General features: G+C 61.7%; 30 protein-coding genes, 1 tRNA gene and 1 pseudogene. 30 read left to right on the top strand and 2 right to left on the bottom strand.

Features of this window, described 5'->3' with window-relative positions; all coding sequences use genetic code 11:
- The first annotated feature begins 250 nt into the window (after positions 1-250).
- From ACNFHO_RS12300 to ACNFHO_RS12245, 12 genes are all read left to right on the top strand, one after another.
- Complete coding sequence (locus ACNFHO_RS12300; RefSeq protein WP_065863893.1) at positions 251-1024, top strand: ABC transporter ATP-binding protein; 774 nt, start codon at positions 251-253, stop codon at positions 1022-1024.
- Between the two features lie 12 nt (positions 1025-1036).
- On the top strand, positions 1037-1789 hold the full coding sequence (locus ACNFHO_RS12295) for an ABC transporter substrate-binding protein (RefSeq protein ID WP_054895292.1): 753 nt from the start codon (positions 1037-1039) through the stop codon (positions 1787-1789).
- Positions 1790-1846: 57 nt separating this feature from the next.
- On the top strand, positions 1847-2542 hold the full coding sequence (locus ACNFHO_RS12290) for an ABC transporter permease (RefSeq protein WP_063541434.1): 696 nt from the start codon (positions 1847-1849) through the stop codon (positions 2540-2542).
- Entirely contained in the window at positions 2539-3228 is a 690-nt protein-coding gene (locus ACNFHO_RS12285) for an ABC transporter permease (RefSeq protein ID WP_125931221.1), read from the top strand. The genes ACNFHO_RS12290 and ACNFHO_RS12285 overlap by 4 nt, the downstream gene beginning before the upstream one ends.
- A gap of 117 nt (positions 3229-3345) precedes the next feature.
- Entirely contained in the window at positions 3346-4563 is a 1218-nt protein-coding gene (locus tag ACNFHO_RS12280; RefSeq protein WP_414155889.1) for a methyltransferase, read from the top strand.
- Between the two features lie 477 nt (positions 4564-5040).
- A complete protein-coding gene (locus ACNFHO_RS12275) occupies positions 5041-5619 on the top strand; it encodes a hypothetical protein (protein ID WP_054895538.1) in 579 nt (192 codons plus the stop codon).
- Positions 5620-5628: 9 nt separating this feature from the next.
- The gene (locus ACNFHO_RS12270) at positions 5629-5835 is read left to right on the top strand and encodes a helix-turn-helix domain-containing protein (RefSeq protein ID WP_043211003.1); all 207 of its coding nucleotides are present in this window, start codon (positions 5629-5631) and stop codon (positions 5833-5835) included.
- 18 nt (positions 5836-5853) lie between these two features.
- Positions 5854-6234, top strand: a complete 381-nt coding sequence (locus ACNFHO_RS12265) for a hypothetical protein (RefSeq protein WP_125931219.1) — start codon at positions 5854-5856, stop codon at positions 6232-6234.
- A gap of 21 nt (positions 6235-6255) precedes the next feature.
- Positions 6256-6510, top strand: a complete 255-nt coding sequence (locus ACNFHO_RS12260) for a hypothetical protein (protein WP_253781904.1) — start codon at positions 6256-6258, stop codon at positions 6508-6510.
- A 97-nt stretch (positions 6511-6607) separates the two neighbouring features.
- Positions 6608-6683 (top strand) — tRNA-Thr (locus ACNFHO_RS12255).
- A gap of 556 nt (positions 6684-7239) precedes the next feature.
- Positions 7240-8712, top strand: a complete 1473-nt coding sequence (locus ACNFHO_RS12250) for a hypothetical protein (protein ID WP_416766471.1) — start codon at positions 7240-7242, stop codon at positions 8710-8712.
- Positions 8713-8976: 264 nt separating this feature from the next.
- The gene (locus tag ACNFHO_RS12245) at positions 8977-9297 is read left to right on the top strand and encodes a hypothetical protein (protein WP_416766469.1); all 321 of its coding nucleotides are present in this window, start codon (positions 8977-8979) and stop codon (positions 9295-9297) included.
- 172 nt (positions 9298-9469) lie between these two features.
- Here the strand turns inward: ACNFHO_RS12245 and ACNFHO_RS12240 are convergent, their stop codons facing one another.
- The gene (locus ACNFHO_RS12240; protein WP_416766467.1) at positions 9470-10528 is read right to left on the bottom strand and encodes a phage portal protein; all 1059 of its coding nucleotides are present in this window, start codon (positions 10526-10528) and stop codon (positions 9470-9472) included.
- Positions 10525-12282: a terminase ATPase subunit family protein gene (locus ACNFHO_RS12235; protein WP_416766466.1), complete on the bottom strand. Its 1758-nt coding sequence runs from the start codon at positions 12280-12282 to the stop codon at positions 10525-10527. Before ACNFHO_RS12235 ends, ACNFHO_RS12240 begins: the two co-directional genes overlap by 4 nt.
- 150 nt (positions 12283-12432) lie before the next feature.
- Here ACNFHO_RS12235 and ACNFHO_RS12230 point away from each other — a divergent pair, with 150 nt between their 5' ends.
- The 18 genes and pseudogenes from ACNFHO_RS12230 to ACNFHO_RS12145 all read left to right on the top strand — a co-directional run bounded on the left by ACNFHO_RS12230 (position 12433) and on the right by ACNFHO_RS12145 (position 23953).
- Positions 12433-13296: a GPO family capsid scaffolding protein gene (locus tag ACNFHO_RS12230; protein WP_125930244.1), complete on the top strand. Its 864-nt coding sequence runs from the start codon at positions 12433-12435 to the stop codon at positions 13294-13296.
- A 33-nt stretch (positions 13297-13329) separates the two neighbouring features.
- Positions 13330-14337, top strand: a complete 1008-nt coding sequence (locus tag ACNFHO_RS12225; RefSeq protein ID WP_416766464.1) for a phage major capsid protein, P2 family — start codon at positions 13330-13332, stop codon at positions 14335-14337.
- A gap of 10 nt (positions 14338-14347) precedes the next feature.
- Positions 14348-15046 (top strand): terminase endonuclease subunit, encoded by a 699-nt coding sequence (locus tag ACNFHO_RS12220; protein ID WP_416766463.1) that lies wholly within the window; start codon positions 14348-14350, stop codon positions 15044-15046.
- A 105-nt stretch (positions 15047-15151) separates the two neighbouring features.
- Positions 15152-15613 carry a head completion/stabilization protein gene (locus ACNFHO_RS12215; RefSeq protein ID WP_416766462.1) on the top strand — a complete coding sequence of 154 codons (462 nt, stop codon included), beginning with the start codon at positions 15152-15154 and terminating at the stop codon, positions 15611-15613.
- Complete coding sequence (locus ACNFHO_RS12210) at positions 15613-15807, top strand: hypothetical protein (protein ID WP_416766460.1); 195 nt, start codon at positions 15613-15615, stop codon at positions 15805-15807. The genes ACNFHO_RS12215 and ACNFHO_RS12210 overlap by 1 nt, the downstream gene beginning before the upstream one ends.
- Entirely contained in the window at positions 15807-16019 is a 213-nt protein-coding gene (locus ACNFHO_RS12205) for a tail protein X (protein ID WP_416766459.1), read from the top strand. The genes ACNFHO_RS12210 and ACNFHO_RS12205 overlap by 1 nt, the downstream gene beginning before the upstream one ends.
- 33 nt (positions 16020-16052) lie before the next feature.
- Positions 16053-16367 (top strand): phage holin, lambda family, encoded by a 315-nt coding sequence (locus tag ACNFHO_RS12200; RefSeq protein ID WP_416766457.1) that lies wholly within the window; start codon positions 16053-16055, stop codon positions 16365-16367.
- Positions 16364-17158 carry an N-acetylmuramidase domain-containing protein gene (locus ACNFHO_RS12195; protein ID WP_416766456.1) on the top strand — a complete coding sequence of 265 codons (795 nt, stop codon included), beginning with the start codon at positions 16364-16366 and terminating at the stop codon, positions 17156-17158. The genes ACNFHO_RS12200 and ACNFHO_RS12195 overlap by 4 nt, the downstream gene beginning before the upstream one ends.
- Positions 17158-17526: pseudogene (locus ACNFHO_RS12190) on the top strand (LysB family phage lysis regulatory protein); the annotation flags it as partial. The gene ACNFHO_RS12195 and the pseudogene ACNFHO_RS12190, both read left to right, overlap by 1 nt.
- A complete protein-coding gene (lysC, locus tag ACNFHO_RS12185) occupies positions 17447-17713 on the top strand; it encodes an Rz1-like lysis system protein LysC (protein WP_401112452.1) in 267 nt (88 codons plus the stop codon). The pseudogene ACNFHO_RS12190 and the gene lysC, both read left to right, overlap by 80 nt.
- Entirely contained in the window at positions 17697-18230 is a 534-nt protein-coding gene (locus ACNFHO_RS12180) for a phage tail protein (RefSeq protein ID WP_401112455.1), read from the top strand. Before lysC ends, ACNFHO_RS12180 begins: the two co-directional genes overlap by 17 nt.
- Positions 18223-18678 (top strand): phage virion morphogenesis protein, encoded by a 456-nt coding sequence (locus ACNFHO_RS12175; RefSeq protein ID WP_416766455.1) that lies wholly within the window; start codon positions 18223-18225, stop codon positions 18676-18678. Before ACNFHO_RS12180 ends, ACNFHO_RS12175 begins: the two co-directional genes overlap by 8 nt.
- Positions 18679-18703: 25 nt before the next feature.
- Positions 18704-19309 carry a phage baseplate assembly protein V gene (locus tag ACNFHO_RS12170; RefSeq protein WP_416766453.1) on the top strand — a complete coding sequence of 202 codons (606 nt, stop codon included), beginning with the start codon at positions 18704-18706 and terminating at the stop codon, positions 19307-19309.
- On the top strand, positions 19306-19650 hold the full coding sequence (locus ACNFHO_RS12165; RefSeq protein ID WP_416766452.1) for a GPW/gp25 family protein: 345 nt from the start codon (positions 19306-19308) through the stop codon (positions 19648-19650). The genes ACNFHO_RS12170 and ACNFHO_RS12165 overlap by 4 nt, the downstream gene beginning before the upstream one ends.
- Positions 19647-20561 (top strand): baseplate J/gp47 family protein, encoded by a 915-nt coding sequence (locus tag ACNFHO_RS12160; protein WP_416766451.1) that lies wholly within the window; start codon positions 19647-19649, stop codon positions 20559-20561. The genes ACNFHO_RS12165 and ACNFHO_RS12160 overlap by 4 nt, the downstream gene beginning before the upstream one ends.
- Positions 20558-21169, top strand: coding sequence for a phage tail protein I (locus ACNFHO_RS12155; RefSeq protein ID WP_416766449.1), 612 nt, complete (start codon positions 20558-20560; stop codon positions 21167-21169). Before ACNFHO_RS12160 ends, ACNFHO_RS12155 begins: the two co-directional genes overlap by 4 nt.
- A complete protein-coding gene (locus ACNFHO_RS12150) occupies positions 21162-23519 on the top strand; it encodes a phage tail protein (RefSeq protein ID WP_416766448.1) in 2358 nt (785 codons plus the stop codon). Before ACNFHO_RS12155 ends, ACNFHO_RS12150 begins: the two co-directional genes overlap by 8 nt.
- Before the next feature lie 8 nt (positions 23520-23527).
- Positions 23528-23953, top strand: a complete 426-nt coding sequence (locus ACNFHO_RS12145; RefSeq protein ID WP_416766447.1) for a phage tail assembly chaperone — start codon at positions 23528-23530, stop codon at positions 23951-23953.
- Positions 23954-24006 lie beyond the last annotated feature (53 nt).

The raw sequence follows: 24006 nt of genomic DNA, 5'->3' as shown, positions 1-24006 counted from the left end.
GCAAAACTCCTTCCCTCCCCCGCCCAAAACTGGCACCATCGCGCCTTTTTTCATCAAGGCTCCGGTGCCAAGCGCAACGCATTGCGGACATCCGCGCGACGTTGCACTGCAGCGATGCGACAAACTGTCCCGCCAACGACCCGAGCCCGCTGCGACCCGGTTGGCCGCCATTACGCCGCTATGCTAGCGTTGCGCTCGCCAGGAAGGCCGCCAACAGCTGGGAACGCACCCGAACACATGAGGACCGCACATGGCCCAGGCCACGCCCGCGCTGGAAATCCGCAATCTGCACAAACGCTACGGCGATCAGGAAATTCTCAAGGGCATTTCGCTGACCGCGCGCGACGGTGACGTGATCTCGATCCTCGGTTCGTCCGGTTCCGGCAAGTCCACCCTGCTGCGCTGCATCAACCTGCTCGAGAACCCGCACCAGGGTGAAATCCTCGTCGCCGGCGAAGCGCTCAAGCTCAAGGCCACCAAGACCGGCGACCTGATCGCCGCCGACAACCGCCAGATCAACCGTCTGCGCAGCGAAATCGGCTTCGTCTTCCAGAATTTCAACCTGTGGCCGCACATGTCGATCCTCGACAACATCATCGAGGCGCCGCGCCGCGTGCTCGGCCAGAGCAAGGCCGAGGCCATCGAAGCAGCCGAGGCGCTGCTCAACAAGGTCGGCATCTACGACAAGCGTCACAGCTATCCCGCCCAGCTTTCCGGTGGCCAGCAGCAGCGCGCCGCCATCGCCCGCACCCTGGCCATGAAGCCCAAGGTCATCCTGTTCGACGAGCCGACTTCGGCGCTCGATCCGGAAATGGTCCAGGAAGTGCTTAACGTTATCCGCGCACTGGCCGACGAAGGCCGTACCATGCTGCTGGTAACGCACGAGATGAACTTTGCCCGCCAGGTGTCCAGTGAAGTGGTCTTCCTGCACCAGGGCCTCGTGGAAGAGCAAGGATCGCCGCAACAGGTCTTCGAAAACCCGACCTCGGCGCGTTGCAAGCAATTCATGTCCAGCCACCGCTAAACGGAGCAACACATGCAGACCTACAAGAAATTCCTCCTGGCCGCTGCCGCCACGCTGGTGATGTCGGCCAACGCCCTGGCCGCGGAAAAACTGCGCATGGGTATCGAGGCGGCCTACCCGCCGTTCAACAACAAGGATGCCAGCGGTAACGTGGTCGGCTTCGACAAGGACATCGGCGACGCCCTGTGCGCCAAGATGAAAGTCGAGTGCTCGGTCGTGACCTCCGACTGGGACGGCATCATCCCCGCCCTGAACGCCAAGAAGTTCGACTTCCTGGTGTCGTCGCTGTCGATCACCGATGAGCGCAAGCAGGCCGTGGACTTCACCGACCCCTACTACTCCAACAAGCTGCAGTTCATCGCGCCGAAGAACGCTGACTTCAAGACCGACAAGGCTTCGCTCAAGGGCAAGACCATCGGCACCCAGCGCGCCACCCTGGCCGGCACCTGGCTGGAAGACCACTACGGCAGCGATGTCGACGTGAAGCTCTACGACACCCAGGAAAACGCCTACCTGGACCTGATCGCCGGCCGCATCGACGGCATCCTGGCCGACAAGTACGTGCAGTACGAGTGGCTCAAGAGCAAGGACGGCCAGAACTACGAGTTCAAGGGCGACCCGGTGGAAGAGAGCGACAAGATCGGTATCGCCGTGCGTAAAGGCGACCCTCTGCGTGAGAAGCTGAACGCTGCTCTGAAGGAAATCATCGCCGACGGCACGTACAAGAAGATCAACGACAAGTACTTCCCGTTCAGCATCTACTGATACGCCCCGACTGGCACCGCCGCTGCGCGGTGCCGGTCCCTTGAACGCACCCTGCCCATGAATATCGACCTGCACGGATTCGGTCCGGCCATGTTGGCTGGCACCCTGATGACCGTAAAACTGGCGCTCTGTGCCTTGCTGCTGGGGCTGGTCCTTGGACTGCTCGGCGCGCTGGCCAAGACCTCGCCCATCAAGCCACTGCAATGGCTTGGCGGCACCTACTCGACCCTGGTTCGCGGCGTGCCCGAACTGCTGTGGGTCCTGCTGATCTATTTCGGCACCGTCGGGCTGATGAGCAGCCTCGGCGATGCCCTGAACATGCCCGGCCTCGAGCTCAGCGCCTTCGCCGCCGGCGTGATCGCCCTGGGCCTGTGCTTCGGTGCCTACGCCACGGAAGTGTTCCGCGGCGCGATCCTGGCGATCCCCAAGGGCCACCGTGAAGCGGGCCTGGCACTGGGGCTGTCGAAGGGGCGCATCCTCTCGCGGATCATCCTGCCGCAGATGTGGCGCGTGGCCCTGCCGGGCCTGGGCAACCTGTTCATGATCCTGATGAAGGACACGGCGCTGGTGTCGGTGATCGGCCTCGAAGAAATCATGCGCCACGCGCAGATCGGCGTGACCGTGACCAAGGAACCGTTCACCTTCTACGCCGTCGCCGCGTGCATCTACCTGTGCCTGACCATCGTCGCCATGACCGGCATGCACTTCCTTGAAAAACGCGCCGCTCGCGGCTTCATGAGGGCCGCGCAATGAACTGGGAAGTCATCATCAAGTGGCTGCCACGCCTGGCCCAGGGCGCGACCCTGACCCTGGAGCTGGTGGCCATCGCGGTGATCGCCGGGCTGATCCTGGCCATCCCGCTGGGCATCGCCCGCTCCTCGCGCCACTGGTACGTACGCGCCCTGCCCTACGGCTACATCTTCTTCTTCCGCGGCACGCCGCTGCTGGTGCAATTGTTCTTGGTGTACTACGGCCTGGCGCAGTTCGACCTGGTGCGCAGCAGCTCGCTGTGGCCGTACCTGCGCGATCCGTTCTGGTGCACCGTACTGACCATGACTCTGCACACCGCCGCCTACATCGCCGAGATCCTGCGCGGTGCGCTGCAGGCGATACCCAAGGGCGAGATCGAGGCGGCGCGCGCGCTGGGCATGTCGCGGGGCAAGGCGCTGTTCTACATCATGCTGCCGCGCGCCGCGCGCATCGGCCTGCCGGCCTACAGCAACGAAGTGATCCTGATGCTCAAGGCCAGCGCCCTGGCCAGCACCGTGACCCTGCTGGAACTGACCGGCATGGCGCGCACGATCATCGCCCGCACCTACCTGCCGGTGGAGATCTTCTTTGCCGCGGGCGTGTTCTACCTGTTGATTTCGTTCGTCCTGGTGCAGGGCTTCAAGCTGCTCGAGCGCTGGTTGCGCGTCGACGCCTGCCAGGGGCGGTGAGCTGAAACCGAGCTGACCTTTTCGCGGGCAAGTCCGCTACCACAGCTGCCCTGCATGATTGGAGGGTTGTTGTAGGAGCGGGCTTGCCCGCGAAGGCCTCACCACCGACCACCCTCCATGCCCCCGACCCCATTCCTCCACCCCGACCAGCTGAGCGCCCGCTTCCAGGCCCTGGACCAGTTCCTGCTCCAGCACGAATCCCTGTGGAAACCCCGGCCCTTTACCGCCCTGCACCTGGAATGGGAATCCCGCTATCCCGAGCTCGCCCACTGGTTGCGCAACCGCACCCTGGAACAGGCCGAAGCCGCCGAGCATCACCTCGAACACTTGCCGGCCCCCGCGCCCTTCCCGCAGCTCGCGCAGCAAGCCCTGCAACTGTCGAACGTCGGCGAACTGCCCCAGGCGCCACTGCCGCCGGGCGGCCACCGCCTGAACGTCCACGTCCCCGGCCGCAAGTGGCAGCAGATCGAAGCCTTTGGCAGCCACCTGAGCTTCAGCCAGCCCACCCACCACTGGCTGGACTGGTGCTCCGGCAAGGGCCACCTGGGCCGTCGCCTGCTGCAACCCGGCCAGCAGCTCACCTGCCTGGAATATGACGCCGCACTGGTCAGCGCCGGCCAAACCCTCAGCGACCATCACCACCTGCGCGCCAGCCACGTGCAGCAGGACGTGATGGCCAGCGACAGCGCCCATCACCTGGACGGCAACAAGAGCGTGGTCGCCCTGCACGCCTGCGGCGACCTGCACGTGCGCCTGCTGCAACTGGCCAGCGCCCGAGGCTGCCGGCAGATCGCCGTCGCCCCATGCTGTTACAACCGCATCCAGGCCGAGCACTACCAGGCCCTGTCGGGCCCCGCGCAAGCCTCGCAGTTGCACCTGAGCATCACCGACCTGGGCCTGCCGCTGAGCGAAGCCGTCACCTCCAGCGCCCGCACCCGTCGCCAGCGCGACACCTCGATGGCCCGCCGCCTGGGCTTCGACCTGCTGCAACGCCAGCAACGACAGACCGACGAGTACCTGCCCACGCCCTCGTTGCCCACGGCCTGGCTGGAAAAATCCTTCGAAGACTACTGCCGCGACCTTGCCGCATTGCGCGAAGTACCCCTGAGCGGCAACCCCGACTGGGCCGCCCTGGAGGCCGCTGGCTGGCAACGACTGGCGCAAGTGCGCAACCTCGAACTGCTGCGCAACCTGTTCCGTCGCCCGCTGGAGCTGTGGTTGGTACTCGATCGTGCGCTGTTTCTTCAGGAAAACGGCTACAACGTGCGCCTGGGTGTGTTCTGCGACTACCCACTGACACCCCGCAACCTGCTGCTGCTGGGCGAGCGAAACTAGCCGGACAACCTGTGGATAAGTCTGTGAACAAGCTTGTGATGAAATTCACGGTTTATTGGATCCACCGGCTATTTCACACGCTTCGCTTATTCCCTTCAGTAAGCGAACGCCAGCAAAAACAGGCCTTTGCGCAAAGACCAACGGCGCAGCGCTTCGGCATGCCTTTCGCGCAGCGCCTGCATGCCGCTTGTGCATAAGCCAAATCCCGGATCCGACGCAAGCCCCTTGCAGCAACTGTCTTGTTCAGAATCTAAAGGCCAGCCCATTCCCTGTGGGAGCGGGCTGGTCCCGCGAACACGGGCGTAGCCCGTGCCAGGCAGCGCGGTGTCTTTTTCGCGGGTAAACCCGCTCCCACACCTGGTTAAAGTTCCCACTGCGGCAAAGCGTCGCAAAAGCACAAAACCAAAAATAAATTATTGTATTACGATAATTTATCAAGAATAATCCGCTCCGTTCATTACTGTACGGAGGCACCCCATGAACAGTAGATCCGTCGCCTATGCGCGCTCCCGATTGCGCACCATCGGCGCCCTGGCCGCCCTTCTGGCCTGGACCACCGCTGCCGTCGAGTTCGGCGGCACGCCGCTGCTCTGGCTGCTCGACTACCCCACCATGGTTTCCGCCTACCTGCAGGCCTACGGCGACCAGATGCCGCTGCTCCTGGCCGAAGGCTACCAACCGTCTCACCTGGCGATCGGCCTGGTCTTCTTCCTCGACCTGATTCCCACCGCCATCTCGGCATTCGCCCTGCTGCTGACCGGCATCTTCTTCATGCGCCTGTCCAAGGGCCAGACCTGGACCCTGCCCAACATCCGCCTGCTCTGGTGGGTCGGCCTGCTGTGCATCGGCTCGCCGCTGCTCTGGTCGCTGATCGGCACCTTCGAGGGCCTGGCACTGGCCATCGACCTGCCTGCTGGCGAAAGGAGCTTCAGCGTGTCGATCGGTGTATCATCCGAGGCTGTCTACGAGATCATGAAAGGCATTCTGCTCTGCGCCTTCTCGCTGCTCATGCGTGACGCCAAGACCATCAGCGATGAACACAACTGTTATGTCTAGCCACCCCTTATGCCGATAATCATCCGCCTCGACGTCGTCATGGCTCGGAACAAGATCCGTTCCAAGGACCTGGCGGAAATCATCGGTATAACGGAAGCGAACCTGTCGCTGCTGAAGAACGGCAAGATCAAGGGCTTCAAGATCGAAACCCTCGAGAAGCTGTGTCGCGCGCTGAACTGCCAACCCGGCGACCTGCTGGAGTTCAGCGAGGAATGATCAAGGACTGCAACACCCATGTATTTGCCCCACAAAGGTTTACTCGCCGTACTGCTGGCCACCTGGCTGATCAGCGGCTGCGGCCCGAGTTACACGTATAGGTATTCGCCACCGCCCAGCGCGCATGGCATGAACTGCATCAACAGCTGCTCGAGCGAGCGCAGGCATTGCCAGCAACTGGAGCGTCTGGAACAAAACAGCCAGCGCGCCCTGTACCAGGCCGAAATGCGTGCCTACCAGTACTGCAAGACCGGCAAGAGCAAGAAGGAAGCGCGTCACAACTGCTACCAGCCGAGCTACCCATTCGGCAGCTCATCCAGCTACAGTTGCGGCCGCGATTACGACAGCTGCTACATGGCCTGCGGTGGCACCATCCAGCGCATTCGCAACCCAGATTGATAGATGAACGGATTTCGACACGTGAAATACACCACGCCTTTCACCCTTCTGGCCCTTGGCCTGGCCCTGAGCGGCTGCTCCAGCAGTAGCAGCAGCTACACCCCGAAGACCTCGAACCTGGACTGGGAAACCCCCGGCATGCAGCTCGGCGGCGACCGCGGCCTGCCCCTGCGAGTGGACGACCGCTGCCGCAAGCGCGGTTGCGACAACCACAAGCTGTTTTTCAACCCCGCAGAGCCTGAACCGAGCGTCAACACCATCCACCGCGGCTGGTAGGATTTTCTCCTTTTGGGGCGGTGACTTAGGCGATTTCGCGTTGAATGCAAGGAAGTGGTTTACAGCAGCCAACCGATCGCTATAATGACGCCCCTGTGCCGGTATAGCTCAGATGGTAGAGCAACTGACTTGTAATCAGTAGGTCCCGGGTTCGATTCCTGGTGCCGGCACCATTCAAATCAATGGTTTACGTGCGTTTCTTGATGCTCATTCGAGCGCGCACGTACCAACGCACGTACCAAGAGGTGTGAGCAAGCGCAGATCTGCGCGTCACCCTCAATCAGCCTCCCCCTAGGGGCGACCAACGTTTGATGTTGACCCATCGGAAAAAGGTTAGGTCGGTTAGGTTTCATGCGAACAGGCTGCATCCCTCTCCATTTCTGGCCTCCAGAAAACCTCTTGAAGTTAGGTTTTGGTTAAGTAATAGTAATTTCCTTACCTTTACCTATAGTCAGGTCCTCAAAAAAAAATCCCTTTAAAATCAGGCAGTTGAAAACTCCTAACCTAAGTCCTAACCATTCCTAACCATCGAAGGTTAGCGACCAAGCCCAGTAAATCCGGGCATCTCAGCCCACACCGAGCCCTTTCAACGAAAACTTACCTTTTTCCCAGGGCACCTCTCAATGAGCGTCTACTGACGTCAAGCGCCATCACAGGCCTTCGATCAAAATCTTGATTAGTAGGGATGGCTCCGTATGATCGATCGGACCCCACTCTTGAGGTCCTCCGATGAGTCAGTATTTCCGGTTTCGCACTGCTGAACGTTTGCTGGGTCGGCCTGCCACGCAAGAAGCTGAAGCCCGAGCAGGAGAGCTTGACGAGCTCACCATCTATTTCGCATCGCCAGAGGAACTGAACGACCCTCTTGAAGGGCACCGGGAAACCTTTTTCTTGGGGGATGTAGTCGCTTGGAAAAACTTAATTAAGCACTACACGCTGATACTGTATGAGGCCGTAATTGATCGTTATGCTGGCCCCAACAAAGGTGAAATGCATATAGATCTCAAGCCCTCAAATTTCCCTGAGACATCACAAGATTACATTAAGCAAGCCATAGCTTCAGTCCAATCGTGCAATGCAATAAAAATGTACATCGAGTCGCTTGCCAACTCCCAGCGGAGCGTTTCCCGACTAGAACTGTCCGCTCATCTATCAACGCTTCACACCGCCATACTTGGCTACATATTCGAAGCACTTCATGCCGAGCTCAAGATACATGAAACAATCATGTATATAGCAAGCAGGGAAAATTTCCTCGCATACATTAGCTTGCGTGCCGGGGAAATTGCTAAAGAAGGCGCTTCACCTGACCTAGCAAAATACATCGAAATTAAGACGAAATTTAAACAGCAAGCGATTAGAGGCAGTGTTTTTAGAGAAGTAGAATTAGATTCGAACGCCCATCGCCTGTTTGTAAATTTTCCTGAGGAATTCTCAAACCACCTCGACTACCTGATGTATCCCCGCTGGTACGTAGCCTGCTTTATGAAGAGCTGCTCCAACTCGGCGATCTGGGGCTCCTACGGGGACAACCACAAAGGCATATGCCTGATTTATAACAGCGCGACGGCAGGTGCAAATGAGGGGCTGACCCTCAAAAAATTGCCATTTATATACATCCAAGGCTATCACTATGGTAGGCCAAAGGATGAATACTATCTGAATATGCCTCTAACCCTTCCATTAATCGAGGTAAATTACAAGCCAGAATACAGGGGGCCCAATTTTTTCGACTCGCTACTGGCAGTAAATAAAGACTGGGCTCTTTCCTACTGGTACACCGATGAATCGGGAATCGTTAGTAAAAATGCTTCGTCCCTCTACAAAACCCCGGCAGAAGTCTGGCCTACCCACAGCAAGGAATTTCTGCAGAGCTGTACTAACAAAACCGCGCACTGGGAAAAAGAAACTGAAGCCCGGGTCATACTCGCAGGAGTAGAGTTAACACGTGAGGAGCGTCTCGTCAGCTATTCTTTTCACCAGCTAGACGGGATCATCTTCGGCATAAAAACTCCCGACACGGTGAAAATTCAAATCATTAAAAAAATATCCGAGCATTGTAAAGCCAATCGTCGAGCTAATTTTAAGTTCTATCAGGCAAAGTTTGACGAGTCCTACCAAGATATAGAATATGAGCACTTGACATACATAACGTATAACTCGGACGGGACGCTAAACATGGACCCGCAGCTGCCGTCGTGAATGACAGTTGTGCCGGCCTGTGGAAAACGCTCCAGGTGCAGGGATTCGCAGAACGATCCGTACTCGAAAAGACCCAGCAGCCCCAATGCCGCACGGTCTCTCATCGCCATGCAGGGGCGCGGAATTTCCCACACGTTTAGCCCGCAGGCGTGGCGGGGGGACGATTGCGCGCGCTGGGTCAGCACCGCTCAGCGGGCAGGGCTCGGCAGGCCTCCACCCCAGTGATACTGTATGCACATACAGCATTTTTTGAAGGAGGCGCCCATGGTGCTTATCGACGACGAGGGGTTCGAACTGGGAATGCCCAGCCGCGAGGAGATGACCGCGCACCAGGTCGTGTTGCTCAGACATGAAAACGAGCAAGCATTCCAACAGCTTGTGAAGGCGCACGAAGACATGCAGAAACTGGTGGAAATCAACTGGGAGCTCAACCAGGAGATCAACACACTGCGTCACGAACTCAGAACTGCAAGAGCCCACGCATGCATGGAGATAAACCTGCAGCGAGGGAGTGGCACCCCAACTTGGGGTGGCCAGGTTGCAAGCCAGATCCGCCCCGAACCGTTGGTCTATCCACCGCTTTAACCACCGTATTTACTGAATAAAACCGGCATATGGCCTGGCTTGCAGAGGGGTAAGGGGTTAGAATTTAATGGGGTTTTTCATGCTGTAGCCCCGCATGTTTTGAGGTCCTTGGAACAGAAAAAAGCCGCCTCAATGGGCGGCTCTGTGATGGGTGTACCTACCAGTTGTGACTTCACCCCCGCGCGGATATCTCGAAGGGTGCGAAGCGCACCACCTCCTCACCTAACCAGTCATTGAGCTGGCCCAAGCGTGTCTGGACCGGCTCTAGCTCGTTCATCGCCCAGATCTCCGCCGCCTCCTTGATCGAGCCGAAGCCGCCAGCGTTCTGGGGCACGATGCCCATCAGTTGCGGCGGAATGCGCAGGGCTGCGAGCAGGTCATCCCGGCTGATGTTCTTGATCGCCCCGAAGTCATCCTTGGCCGCCACTTCGCTGATCGGCAGCAGCTGAATACCGTCCTTCTTCCCGTTGGGCGCGTACATGAACAGGTTGCGGAAGTTGCCCGGCCCCTTGCTGTTCTTCATCGCATCCCGCAGGTCGTCGACGAACTTCTCGCTGTGGGCCGGATCGGTCATGTAGAGAATGAAGCCCGCGTGGCTGCCGTTCTGGTAGTACTTGCGCCGGAACAGCGTGGCGCTCTCGTTCAGCAGCGCACTCTGCAAAGCGGGCTGCCACTCGGGCAGACCGTAAATCTCCTGGTTGATATCGGCCTCGCGCAGGTGGCAGATGCTGCCGGCCTTGAAGGCATGTTCATCCTTCCAACCCCGCACCTGGTAATAGGTCTCCAGGTCGATACCGCGGCGCATGTACTTAGCCAGACACGGCTGCAGCCCAATGGCCTGGCCAAGCATGTTGTCGCGCTTCTCCAGATACAGATTTCCGCACCACCCCCAGTCCATAACGATCTGCTCAAACGCGTGCCGGGTCAGCAGCCGATGGGGAATGAAGCTGCGCACCAGCATGTTGCGCTTGAACGTAAGCCCCGACTGCAGGTACACGCTGGCTTTGGTCGACCGAGCCAGACCATCCAGATTGATCGGTGGCTCGTACCAGCGCCCGTTTGACCAGCACTCCAGGTAATCGAGGATCTCGCGCCCATCCAGCACCGGTACCGGATCGCCGAACGTGAACGCCATCGACTCCCCACCGGCCCCTTTGACCAGGACCTCGCTCTCGTGGGCCGGCTGCGCCAGTGCGCCACCGCGCTGGCGGCGCTTGTTCGACTTGCTCATGAGTAGATCTCCATGAAGCCGGTGTTGGCCGTGGTAAGGCCCTCCAGCGGCTCGTTTTGCAGTGCGTGAAAGAGTGCCCAAGCCAGGTCAGCGTGGCCGGTGGCCTCGTTGCGGCCGGCGGTGTAGGTGAACTGTCGCCCGCCAGCGGTGATGGTCTTGCGGATGGCCATGAGCGACTGGGCGACGTCCGTCCAACCGGCATCGAACTCCAGTCGGCCTTTGCTGATCACATCCACCGCCTTCATCACCAGGCGCGTCTTCACCTCGGGGCTGTAGGAAAACGTCCGCAGACCTGGGAAGAACTGGCGCACCAGCTGGGCTACGGCAGCGCCCAAGCCCGTGGTATCAATGCCGATGTAGGTCACCCAGTAGCGTTGGGTCACCTTGCGGATGGTCTCGGCCTGGGCGTCGAAATCCATACCACGGAACTGGTGCCGCTCGAGGATGCGGAACTTGCCGCCCGGTACCAGCGATGGCGCCACCACGACCAGACCCGCGCTGTCGGTCGTTTCAGCCGGGTCATAGCCGACCCAGACCTGCCGGTCGGCAAACGGCCTGGCTGCGAAGGGCTTGTAGTCATCCCACACCGCCCAGCTATCCACCATGCACGGCTGCAGCATCGCCAGCGGGAAGATGCTTGCACCATCGTCGACGAACTCGCACATCAACAGATTCTGGAAAGCCTCGGCGTCGTACTCAATGCGCAGGTCGTCCAGATCGAACAGGTCGCACCCCCGCGCCTCGGCGTCGAGGATCGTCACGATCTGGCGCCAGATCTTGTCCTCCCCCAATCGCCCCTGCTGCAGCGCTTGATGGCTCACATCGAGCTTGATGTGCTTGGCGGTCGGCTTGCCCTTGTTCAGACGCTCGCCCGTCCACCATGTATACGCCGGGTGCGCCATGCTGCTTGGAGTCGAGAAATACGTCTTCCGCCAACGCTTCTGAAGGGCCATGGCCGAGGCGGCCTTGTTGACCTCCTTGAACCCGTGGACCCAGAAAAATTCGTCGAAGTAGAAGTTGCCAGTTCGGCCTTGGGCCGTGCGGTAGTTCGTGCCAAGGAAGTGCAGCTCGGCATTGTTCCAGAGCACTATCGGGTCACCGGTCAACTTGACGCCCAGCACCTCATTCATGAACGACTGCATGTAGGTCTTGAACTGGTGTGCTTGGGCCTTGCTCGCTGACAGGAAGATCTGGTTACGCCCCGTCGTGATCGCGTCGATCAGTGCTTCCCGAGCAAAGTAGAAGGTAGCGCCGATCTGCCGGCTTTTGAGTACCATGCGGGTGCGCTGGTTACCGGCCCGGTACCAGTCCATCTGGTAGTCAAAGCAACTATCGCGGAACGCCTCAACAAGCGTTTCGATCTGCTGTTCGTCCAGTGCATTGCGCACCGCCTGCTTTTTCGGCCCTTCGTTACGCTTGGCGATATTGGGGTTTAGGTCGGTTTCGGTACCGCCGCCCTGGTAGCGCTGAATTCGCGCCTGGCGCTCCAACTGCCTGTGCAGCAGGTCAATCTCCTTGAAGTCCCCGCCAGTCTTGCCCTCCTTGAGTATCAGCTGCACGAGGCGTGCTTCGAGGGCACCACCGATCCGCTCGACGTTGTCCGCCCGGTCCCACTCGTCGCGGGCCTTCCAACTGTGGACGGTCTTCTCCTTCTCGCTTAGGAAATCGGCGATATCGGTGATACGCCACCCGGTCCAATACAGGAACTTGGCTTGGCGGCGTGCGTCGGCGGTGGGTTGGGCGATAGCGTTCATGGCGCCGATGCTGCCGCTCGCGCGCGCGATCCCCTACTAGCGCTGCCTGTAGCGCCCTGCCCTACAAACCCCGCGCATTGCTGCCGACCGGCGCGCTGCGGACCATGCCCTCAACGCAGGCACACCGCCACCGCAACGAGGACGCCCAGTATGGCCGGCAAGACCGAGACCCCAGCCAAGAAACACCGCAGCAAATTCTTCCGCGTCGCCGTCGAAGGCGCCACCACCGATGGCCGCACCATTGAGCGCCAGTGGCTGGTTGACGCCGCCGAGACCTACAGCACCAATACCTATGGCGCCCGCGTGTGGCTGGAGCACTTCCGCAGCCTGCTGCCTGATGGACCCTTTAAAGCCTATGGCGATGTGGTAGCGCTCAAGACCGAAGAGGTCGAGATCGCCGGCAAGAAGAAGCTGGCCCTGTTCGCCCAGATCGAGCCGACTGCCGACCTGATTAACCTGAACAAGGCACGCCAGAAGCTCTACACCAGCATCGAGATCCGCCCGAAGTTCGCCGACACAGGCCGCGCCTACTTGGACGGTCTTGCCGTCACAGACACCCCGGCCAGCCTCGGTACCGAAATGCTCACCTTCAGCGCGCAGCATCCCGATGCCAACCCGTTGAAAGCGCGCAAGCGCGATCCCGAGAACCTCTTCAGCGAGGCCATCGAGATCGATCTCGAATTCGAGGAGGTCCCGGACACAGAGGGCAAGGTCGCCGGCCTGTTCTCCCGTGTCATGGAAGCCCTCGGCAAGAGCAAGGACAAAGCCGTCAAGGACGACGCCCATTTCACCGAACTGGCCGAGGCGATTGAGGCCCTGGCCGGTCACGCCAAGGAACAAGGCGAGGCGTTCAGCCAAGAGGTGGCAGCGCGCAATGACCTGGTTACCCAAGTCGCCAAGCTGACAGAGGATTTCAACGCCCTGGTCAAGCGCCTGAGCAACACCCAAGACACCACCCAGAAGGATCGCCCATCGGTACCCGGTGGCAGCGGTCGCGACCTCACCGACTGCTGATCGAGAACGGATCAAGGAACACCGGAGACTACTATGCGTAACGATACCCGCCTGCTTTTCAACGAATACCTGGCCCAGCTCGCCAAGCTCCACGGCGTGCCTGACGTCACCACCAAGTTCGCCGCCAACCCGGCCGTGGCCCAGAAACTCGAAAGCCGTATTCAGGAGTCCAGTCAGTTCCTGGGCATGATCAACAGCTATCCCGTCAACGAGCAGATGGGCGAAAAAATCGGCCTGGGCGTGACTGGCAACATCGCCGGCACAACCGACACCGACCTCAAAGCCCGCGAAACCCGAGACCCGACCGGCCTCGACAACCGCGGCTACGTCTGCACCCAAACCAACTACGACACCCACCTCAAGTACCAGAAGCTCGACGCCTGGGCCAAGTTCCCAGACTTCCAGGCCCGAATTCGAGACGCGATCATCAAGCTGATGGCGCTGAACCGCATCTGCATCGGCTGGAACGGCACCAGTCGCGCGGCCACCTCCAACCCCGCGACCAACCCTCTGCTGCAGGACGTGAACATCGGCTGGCTGGAGAAAATGCGCCGTGAGAACGCCGCGCGCGTGATGAAAGAGGTGGTCGACGGCAGCGGCAAGATCTCCATCGGCGGCGGCAAGGACTTCGAGAACATCGACGCCCTGGTGTTCGCCATGGTCAACGAGCTGATCGAGCCCTGGTACCAGGAGGACACCGAGTTGGTGGTGGTCTGTGGTCGTAAGATCCTGGCCGACAAGTACTTCCCGATTATCAACAAGCCAAACGCCCCGACCGAAATGCTGGCGGCCGATATCGTCACCAGCCAGAAGCGCATCGGCAACTTGCCGGCCGTGCGTGTGCCGCACTTCCCTGCCAACGGCCTGTTCGTCACCCGTCTGGACAACCTGTCGTACTACTGGCAGGAAGGCAGCCGCCGCAAGACCGTCGTCGACAACGCCTCCCGCGATCGTATCGAGAACTTCGAGTCGGTCAACGAGGCCTACGTCATCGAGGACCTGGGCTGCGCCGCGTTCGCCGAAAACATTGAGATCGCGTGAGGGTATCGTCATGACCAATCCCTGCCGACGCCACTTCCAGCGCGTGACCGCGGCCCAGGCCGCGGCGGCCACCACGCCCGAACAAACCATGGAAGGCGCCACCCAGTACGAGCTGCACCTCGCCCAGTTGCATCAGGACCGCCAACGCCTTTCCGCCATTCAGTCGCGGGAAGGCAAAGGCAAGCTCAAGGTGGATCTGCTACCAGCATACGAGCCCTATGTCGCAGGCGTGATCGAGGCTGGCCACGGTGCCCAGGATGAGGTGCTGACCACCGTGATGATCTGGCGCTTCGACGCAGGCGACTGGGCTGGTGGCCTGGACGTGGCCACGTACGTGTTGAAACACGGACTGAAGATGCCTGACCGCTTTGAGCGTTCAACCGGCTGCATCGTCGCCGAAGAAATCGCCGAGGCCGCGCTCAAGGCGCAGAAAACCAGCGAGCCCTTCCCCATCGAGATCCTGACCCGGACCGCCGAGCTGACCGCCGAAGAGGACATGCCCGACGAGGCCCGTGCCAAGTTGATGATGGCCCTCGGCAAGGCCACCGTTGCCGACCTGGACGAAAACAATCCCGGCCAGCCAGGCCAGGTCCATGCGGGGGTCGACCTGCTGCGCCGCGCCATCGAGCTGCACGGTAGCTGCGGCGGCAAGAAAGACCTGGAGCGCGCCGAGCGCCTCCTCAAGAAAATCACCGGCCCGGCCGGCTAACCGAGCGTCCCACGCAACCCGGCGGCTCGGGACGGATCAGCGGCTTTCTCCTTGGCCAAGCTGAGAAGTCCCGACCACCGCCGACCTATTCCAGAGCACGCGACCATGAGCGGATTCATTCCCGGCGGCCCAGTACCCGGCGGCCACATCAACAGTGAAGACTTCTGGCCGTCGATTGACCTGGACAAGATCCGCGAAACCCTGCGAATCGACTCCAGCGTCACCCCCGCCCGACTTGAAACCGCCGTCATAGCCGCAGTGATCGCTGTGAACCGCGACCTGGTGGAGTGGCGCACAAAGGCCCAGGCCGCGGGCGCCGAGAAGCTCGCTGATGTGCCCAGCGCGCAGATCAATGGCCAATCCCAACTGGTGTACCTGTACCTGCGCGCCGTCGAGTGCGCCGCCGGCGCCGAAGTCTGCGAGCGGTACCGCGGCTACGACAGCAGCGGCAGCGGCGACAAGAATGCCGACGAGACCATGCCGACCATCGACGACTACCGCCGCGACCAGCGCTGGGCCGTCCGGGACTTCCTCGGCACCCCGCGCACCACCGTGGAGCTGCTGTGATGAACAAGCCCAAAATGATTGATTGGAACGAGATCTCCCAGCGCGGCCTGCTGGTCCGAATCAACCGGGAAATCATGCACCCGCTTGGCCTCGCTGTTTGCCGAGATCTCGCCACTGGCACATCACCTGGGGCGGTTATCAGCGATGACGGACCGTGGGTCTACCCCGACGACGTGGCCGAGGACTCCAAGTGATGGACGAGCAGCGCCGTACCCAGCAGCACGACACCGTCGACGCCCTGTGCTGGAGGCACTACGGCCGCACAGCCGGCGTGGTCGAGGCCGTGCTCGATGCCAACCCTGGCCTGGCCGATCACGGCGCCGTGCTCCCGGCCGGCCTGCTCATCACCCTGCCCGAACTCCAGACGGCAGCCCCTGAAAGACCGATGGTGAACCTATGGGACTGACCCGCGCGACCACCCAACCAAGGAAGGATCAACATGCCTGACCGTCCCGAAACCTGGGCCTTCCTGGCCTCCTGGCTCGAACACAACTGGCCCGGACTGTACTCCGGGTTACTCGCCGCCCTCATCGCCGCGCTGCGTGTGATCTACGGCGGCGGCAAGCTTCGCCAGCTGGTGATCGAGGCCCCGCTTTGCGGCGCCCTCGCCCTTTCCGCGAGCCACGGCCTTTCACTGATCGGCATCCCGCTCACTGCCGCGCCGTTCTTCGGTGGTCTCATCGGCTTGCTGGGCGTTGAGTTCGTGCGTGCAGCCGCGACGAAAACCCTCACCCGCAAGGAGGAAACTCTATGACGCTTCGACACGGTGACCGCTCCCAAGCGGTCCGCGACCTGCAACGCAAGCTCAACGATCACGGCGCCAAGCTCTCGGCCGACGGGATCTATGGTGACGCCACCGAGGCTGCTGTCCGCGTCTACCAGCTCAAGACGGGCCTGGTCTCCGACGGCGTGGCGGGTCCCAAGACGCTGTCCAGCCTGCAAGGCGCTGACAACCTGAAGCTGTTGAAGCACGCCGACCTGGTGAAGGCCTCCGAGCGGCTGGGCGTGCCGGTGGCGGCCATCTATGCCCTGAACGAGGTGGAATCGAAAGGGCGCGGCTTCTTGGACAACGGCAAGCCCGTGATCCTGTTCGAACGTCACATCATGTTCAGGCGTCTGCAACAGCCCCGCGCTGACGAACTGGCCCACCTCAACCCTGCCCTGGTCAACCCGAAGCCCGGCGGATACATCGGCGGTACCGCCGAGCATCAGCGCCTGGTCCAGGCCCGCCAGCTCGATGACACCGCCGCCCTGGAGTCGGCCAGCTGGGGGGCCTTCCAGATCATGGGATTACACTGGGAGCGGCTCGGCTACGCCAATGTGCAGGACTTCGTCGACCACATGGCGCGCGGCGAACCCGAGCAGCTGGAGGCCTTCGTCCGCTTCATCGAGACCGACCCCACCTTGCACAAGGCCCTGAAAGCTTTGAAGTGGGCCAAGGTCGCCGAGCTGTACAACGGCGCCGACTACAAGCGGAACCTGTACGACGTGAAGCTGGAGCGCGCCTTCGAGCGGCACCAGGACCGCGCCCTGGCGGTTGCCTGATGGATCTGCGCACCGGCTTGCTTGCCCTCGCCCTGCTCGCGGCCGGCGGCGCCGCATTGTGGGGTTGGGACCAGCAGCACCAGCTAGCCACCGCCAACGAGGCCGGCAAACGGCTGGAGGATCAGCTAAGCCGTGCGCAGCAAGACCGCGACCAGAACCTGGCCACGGCCAACCAACTGAAATCCGAACTGGCGAGCGAGCGGGCCAGCCAGGCCAAGCTGCTTGCCCTTCAAGGCGAACTGCGCCAAGGACTTGCCCAGCGCGAACGCATGATCGAGGGCCTCAAGCATGAAAACCAGCAACTTCGCGAATGGGCTGACCAGCCTCTGCCTGACGCTGCTCGCCGGCTGCGCGAGCGCCCCGCCATCACCGGCGCCGACGCTTATCGTCAGTGGCTGTCCGGTAGTCGTCCCGTGCCAGCTGCCGGCGACGGCACCAGCCCGCAACGGCCAGTTGCTCACTGACCAGGAGCGCACCGAACTGGCCTGGGCCGAGTGCGCCGCCCAGGTCGACCGCGTCTACCAGCACCAGGTGAACCATGAACAAGCCCGATAGCCTGCGCGAGCACCTGCTCGCCGCCGTCCCTGGCCTCGCTCGCAACCCCGACCGCCTGCTGATGTTCATCGACAGCGGCAAAGTCCGCTGCACCGCAGCCGTCAGCCTGTCGTTCGAGTACGCCTATACCCTGCAGATCATCCTGACCGACTTCGCCGGCCACCCGGACAGCGTGATGCTGCCGATTCTCGGCTGGCTGCGGGTCAACCAGTCCGAGCTGCTGGCCAACCTGGAAAAGTCGGCCGATGGCCTGACCTTCGAAGCCGATCTCCTCGACCGCAGCAAGGTCGACCTCAGCCTGACCCTGCCACTGACAGAACGGGTGGTGGTGAAGCGCCTGGACGGCGGCGGCTTCGACGTGACCCACCCTGGCGAGCCCCAGTACGAACCCTACGAGGACCAAGGCGAAGTCACGCTCTATGCCAACGGCGAGCCGCTTGCCTCCTGGCAGCCGCCCGCCGCCCCAGACGGCATGGCCCTGGCCACCCCTCAACTGAAGCCCCAACACCATGGCTGACCTGGACGCCCTGGAGCACTGGATCAGCCCGCTCCTACAGCGCATAGAGCCAGCCGCTCGAACCAAGCTGGCCAGGACTGTCGCCAAGGACCTGCGCCGTAGCCAGCAACAGCGCGTCATTGCCCAGCGCAACCCGGACGGATCGCCCTACGCCCCGCGCAAACCTCGGCAGCTACGAGGCAAGAAAGGCCGTGTCCGGCGCAAGGTGAAGATGTTCCAGAAGATGCGCACCGCCACCTACCTGAAGGCCCAAGGGGACGCCGCCGGCGCGTCGGTGGGCTTCGCCGGTCGGATTGCCAAGATCGCCAATGTCCACCAGAAGGGGCTGAAAGACCGTGTGGCCCGTGGTGGCGCGGTCGTACAGTACGAACAGCGCGAGCTGCTGGGCTTTACCGACGCCGAGATTGACCAGCTCCGCGACACCCTGCTGGCTCACCTGACCCTGTAACGCCCTTCCCTACAAGCCCACGCGAATGCACCCGCGCGCGCGTGGCGCGACCATCGCCGGCATGAACATCGCCGACCTGAACCGCCTGCTGGAAAACCTGATCCGCTTTGGCACCATCGCCGAGGTGCAGCACAAGCCGCCCCGGGTGAAGGTGCAAACCGGTGGAAATCTGACGACCTGGTTGCCGTGGATGGCCTGGCGTGCCGGCGCAGACCAGGAATGGGACCCGCCCACCGTGAATGAACAGGTGCTGCTGCTCTCCCCCAGCGGGCAGATGGCCAATGGCGTCGTATTCACTGGTCTGTTCAGCGACACCATTCCCGCCAACGGTGACCGCCCTGGCCTGCACCGCCGCACCTACCGCGACGGCGCCGTGATCGAGTACGACAGTGTTGCGCACCACCTCAGCGCGGTTCTGCCCAATGGCGGTACCACCAGCCTAACCAGCACGGGCGGCATCCACATCGTCGGCCCGATCACCCATGAGGGCGACTACACCCAGACCGGCAACCAGAACGTCACCGGAACCGTCACGGTCTCCGTCGACGTCGTTGCGGCCGGCATCAGCCTGGTCGAGCACGTTCATGCCGGCGTCATGCCAGGGCCTGGGCAGACGGGAGCACCACAATGAACCGTCGCACCGGGGCTGCCTTGAGCAAGCTCGAACACATCGCCCAGTCCATCGAGGACATCCTCACCACCCGCCAGGGCACCCGCGTGGAGCGCCGCGAGTACGGCAGTCTGCTGCCCGAGCTGGTAGACCAGCCACTCAACCCCGCCACCCGCCTGCGCCTGTACGCGGCGACCGCCATGGCCCTGATGCGCTGGGAACCGCGGATCAGCCTTGCCCAAGTCGAACTGGTGATCGGCGACCTTAGCGGCCAGGCCGAATTGAGCCTGACCGGCGTCCTGGTGGACACCAACGAACCGTTCAACATCCGCACACCGCTGCAGCTGGGGGGCAGTGCATGAATACCTTCCTGCCCATTGACCTTAGCCAGCTCCCTGCCCCACTGGTGGTGGAGCAAATCGACTTCGAGCAGATCCTCGCCGAGCGCAAGGCCTATGCCGTCAGCCTCTGGCCAGCGGATGAACAGGCCGAGATCGCCGCGCGCCTGGAGCTGGAGTCGGAACCGATCACCAAGCTGCTGCAGGAGAACGCCTACCGGGAAATGATCCTGCGTCAGCGGGTCAACGAGGCCTCGCTCGCGGTAATGCTCAGCTCGGCTGGGGGCAACGACCTGGACCAGGTCGCCGGCAACTTCAACGTCAAGCGCCTGGTCATCCAGACTGCCCAGCCACAGGCCGTACCGCCTATTCCGCAGGTGCTGGAGAGCGACGAGGCGCTGCGGGAGCGTGCGCAGATGGCTTTCGAGGGCCTGAGCACCGCGGGGCCGCGTAATGCCTACATCTTCCACGCCCGCGCCGCTGACGGCATGGTGGCAGATGCCACAGCGGACAGCCCATCGCCGGCCGTGGCCGTCGTCACGGTGCAAGCCGCCCAAGGGGATGGCACTGCCAGCGAGGCCCTGCTCGCCACAGTGCGCACCTACCTGAACGACGAAGACCGCCGCCCTGTGGCCGACCGCTTGACCGTTCAAGGTGCCCAGATCATCCAGTACCAGGTCAAAGCGAGGCTGTTCCTGAAAACGCTCGGCCCTGAAGCCGAACCCATCCTCGACGCAGCAGAACAGAAGCTGCTGGCCTTCGTTCATCAACGCCGCCGCCTGGGCATGCAGGTGTCGGAATCCGCCATCCATGCGGCATTGCACGTCGAGGGTGTGCGAAAGGTTGAGCTGGAGGCATGGTCGGATATCAACGCGAGCCTCAGCCAAGCGCCGTTCTGCACCTCCATAGCGCTGGTCCAAGGAAGTGAGCCATGAGGCTGCTCCCTGGCAATGCCACTCCACTGGAGCGCCAGGCGGCCGAGGCCTTGGCTCAGATCGAGCGGGTGCCCGTTCCGATCCGCGATCTGATCAATCCTGAGCGCTGCCCTGTGGCGCTTTTGCCGTTTCTGGCTTGGGCGTTCTCCATCGATCGATGGGACAGCGGCTGGTCGGAGGCCGTCAAACGCAGGGCGATCCGCTCGTCGTACTTCGTCCACTCCCGCAAGGGCACCATCGGTGCCCTGCGCCGTGTGGTGGAGCCACTGGGCTACTTGATCGAGGTCGTGGAGTGGTTTCAAACCGAGCCAAATGGCGTGCCCGGCACCTTCGCAATCAAGGTCGGTGTGAACGACGAGGGCATCAGCGACGAGACCTACCAGGAGTTGACTCGGCTGATCGACGACGCGAAACCGCTCACCCGGCACCTGACCGGCCTTGCCATAAGCCTTGAGACAAGCGGCTCACTCCACATCGCCAGCGGCTTCTACGACGGTGACGAACTGGACATTTTCCCCCCTGCCCCACGCGACATCGAGGTCACCGGCTCGATTGGCCGTGGTGGTCGAGATCACACGATAGACACTATGGACATTGCACATGGCTGACCAGAACACGCAGTTCTACGCCATCCTCACCAACGTGGGAGCGGCGAAACAGGCAAACGCGGATGCACTGGGTATCCCCTGGCGGATTACCCAGCTTGGTGTCGGCGATGCCAACGGCACTGAGCCCACCCCAAACGCCACCCAGACACGCCTGATCAACGAGTGGCGCCGCGCACCGCTGAACCAGCTCAAGGTCGACGACAAGAACAACGCCATCATCGTGGCGGAGCAGGTGATCCCGGCCGAGGTCGGCGGCAAATGGATCCGGGAAATCGCGCTGTACGACGCTGACGGGGACATGGTCGCGGTTGCCAACTGCCCACCGACCTATAAGCCCCTGCTGAACCAGGGCTCAGGGCGCACCCAAGTGGTGCGCATGAACCTTCTTGTCAGCAGCTCTTCCAATGTCGAACTGAGGATCGATCCTTCCGTCGTCCTAGCGACCCGCGAGTACGTCGACAGCCGCCTCACCGAGGAAATCAACAAGCTGGACAACAAGCAGTCCGTGCGGGTAGCTACCACGGCCAATATCACGCTGACCGGCCTGCAAACTGTCGACGGGGTATTGCTGTTGGCTGGCGACCGAGTACTGGTGAAGAACCAAGCCGCCGCGAAAGACAATGGCCTATATACCGCTGCTGTTGGCTCCTGGTCGCGATCCTCGGATGCCGATGCAAGTACTGAGGTGACGCCGGGGCTCATAGTCGCTGTCGAGCAGGGAGCAATACTCGCCGATACCATTTGGCAACTGATCACCGACGCGCCTATTGTCCTGGGCACCACTGCACTGGTATTCCGCGACGTTACCGACGGCTTTGCCCGGCTGCTGTCACCAGCGTTCACCGGCCAGCCAACGACGCCGACACCCCCTCAGTTCGATAGCTCTCAGTTGCTGGTCAACACGGCCTTTCTGAAGCGCATGGGTGTGGAATACGGCGGTTATACGAACTTTTCGGGTTCGGCCTCGCTGACGCAGGCGGAGTGCGGCAAGTTAGTAGCGCTCGGCCACCCAACAACGCCCGTGACCGCAACACTGCCCACTGGCGCGCAGATCAAGCCGGGGGCGATCGTCAAGCTGCTATGTTCCCAAGGCTCGCTCACAGTAACTGCGGCGAGTGGCGACACGATTGGCGCAATCAACGCGCCGGGCAATATCGCAATGGGTCAGGGCGACACCGCCGAGTTCATCCGCAATGGCACCAACCTTTGGTATCTCATCGGCGGCTCGGTGCTGCTGAGGTACGCAGCTGTCATGCAAGAAGCGAGCTGGAGCACTCAACCACAATTCGATAGCGGGCGCAGTTTGGCCACCACCGAGTTTGTGCAGCGCGCGCTAGGCAGCTTTTCGGGTGCGACGACCTATGGCGCGAACGTTACGCTGACCAAGGCAGACGCCGGCAAGCTAATCCGCATGGCGGGCACCGGCTACACACTGACACTGCCACTTATCTCCACTCTGGTGGAAGGCGCCACGTTTGCAATTCAGCACTCCGGCACGTCGGGCACCCAGACGGTAGCGGTACAAGGGGGAGACGTCATTGATCCTGGGGCCGGCCTTGTTACGTCGCTGACGTTGAACAAGGGTGACACCGCGATACTGGCGCGGGCTGGGGGGAGCTGGGCGTTGATCGGCGGTAGCGCAGCGCTCAGCTTTGTGGACCGGCCGACGCTGCCGCAGTTCGACAACAGCCGCCAACTGGCAACCACCGAATTTGTACAGCGCGCGCTGGGCAGCTTCTCCGGCTCACTCAGCATTTCTGCCAGTCGAGCGCTGACGGTCGCAGACCTGGGCAAGCGTATCGAGCTGGCCGCCAACACCACGGTGACATTGCCAGACACCTCGACAGTGCCCTTAGGTGCTGCTGTGTTGATTTCGGCGGGGCCGGTCGCGACCACGGCGCGCGTGACTGTAGTCGCCAGCGATCAGTTGGCGATGAACAACCTGGGGGTAGCTGTGCCGTACACCCTCGCCGCCGGTGGTGATTTCATCGCGATCAGGGAAATGAACGTCTGGCGCTGCCACTTCGGTACTGAGCCGCTTCGCACATCGCCGCTGTTTGCGGCCTCTCTCGCTGTCACTGGCTATTCCAAGCTGCCTAACGGCGACATCGAAATGTGGGGATTGACCGGTGGTGCAGCGCCTGGAGTGGTAATGCCAATCACATTCCCTCAGGCATTTCCCAATGCTTGCCTCAATGTGCAGATGACCTATGTCGACGCCGGAACGCAAGCGCCCGCGACCCGTGGAGGACCAGTCCAGGTTGGGGCTTTCACGAAAACAGGGTTCAACTATTCCCATTCAGGCAGCAGCAGCGCTTCCCAGCACTTCTGGCGGGCCAAGGGTTACTAAGGAGGCATATGAATTACTTCTGTGCGGCAGACGGCGGCTTTTACAGTCTCGCGTTCCATGGGTTTATCCCCGATGGAGCCGTAGCGGTCAGTGACGAGGAATACGCGGCGCTGCAGGATGGGCAGGCGCAGGGTAAGTGGCTGGTCGCGAACGATCAGGGCTATCCAGTGCTCAGGGATCCCTCGGAGTCTCCCGGCTGGTTCGCCGCAATTGAGCGAGGTTGGCGTGACGAGCAGTTGTCCGTGACTGACAGCCTGGTCGTCCGTCACCGCGACGAGCTTGAGGAGGGCGTAGACACAACGCTGACTATCGTCGAATACGCCGAGCTGCAGGTGTATCGACGAGCACTACGTACATGGCCAGAGTCCAAGGAGTTTCCACTGCAGGCTCATCGACCGGCAGCCCCGCCCTGGCTGGCCAGCCAGGGCCTGTAATAATCACCGCGCCGTTTGTAGTATGCCCTCTTACAAGCCCAGCCCCTCGCTGA

This window comes from Pseudomonas sp. NY15374 (genome assembly GCF_048068255.1).
GTDB lineage: Bacteria > Pseudomonadota > Gammaproteobacteria > Pseudomonadales > Pseudomonadaceae > Aquipseudomonas > Aquipseudomonas machongensis.
This window is presented reverse-complemented; position numbering and strand designations above follow the sequence as displayed.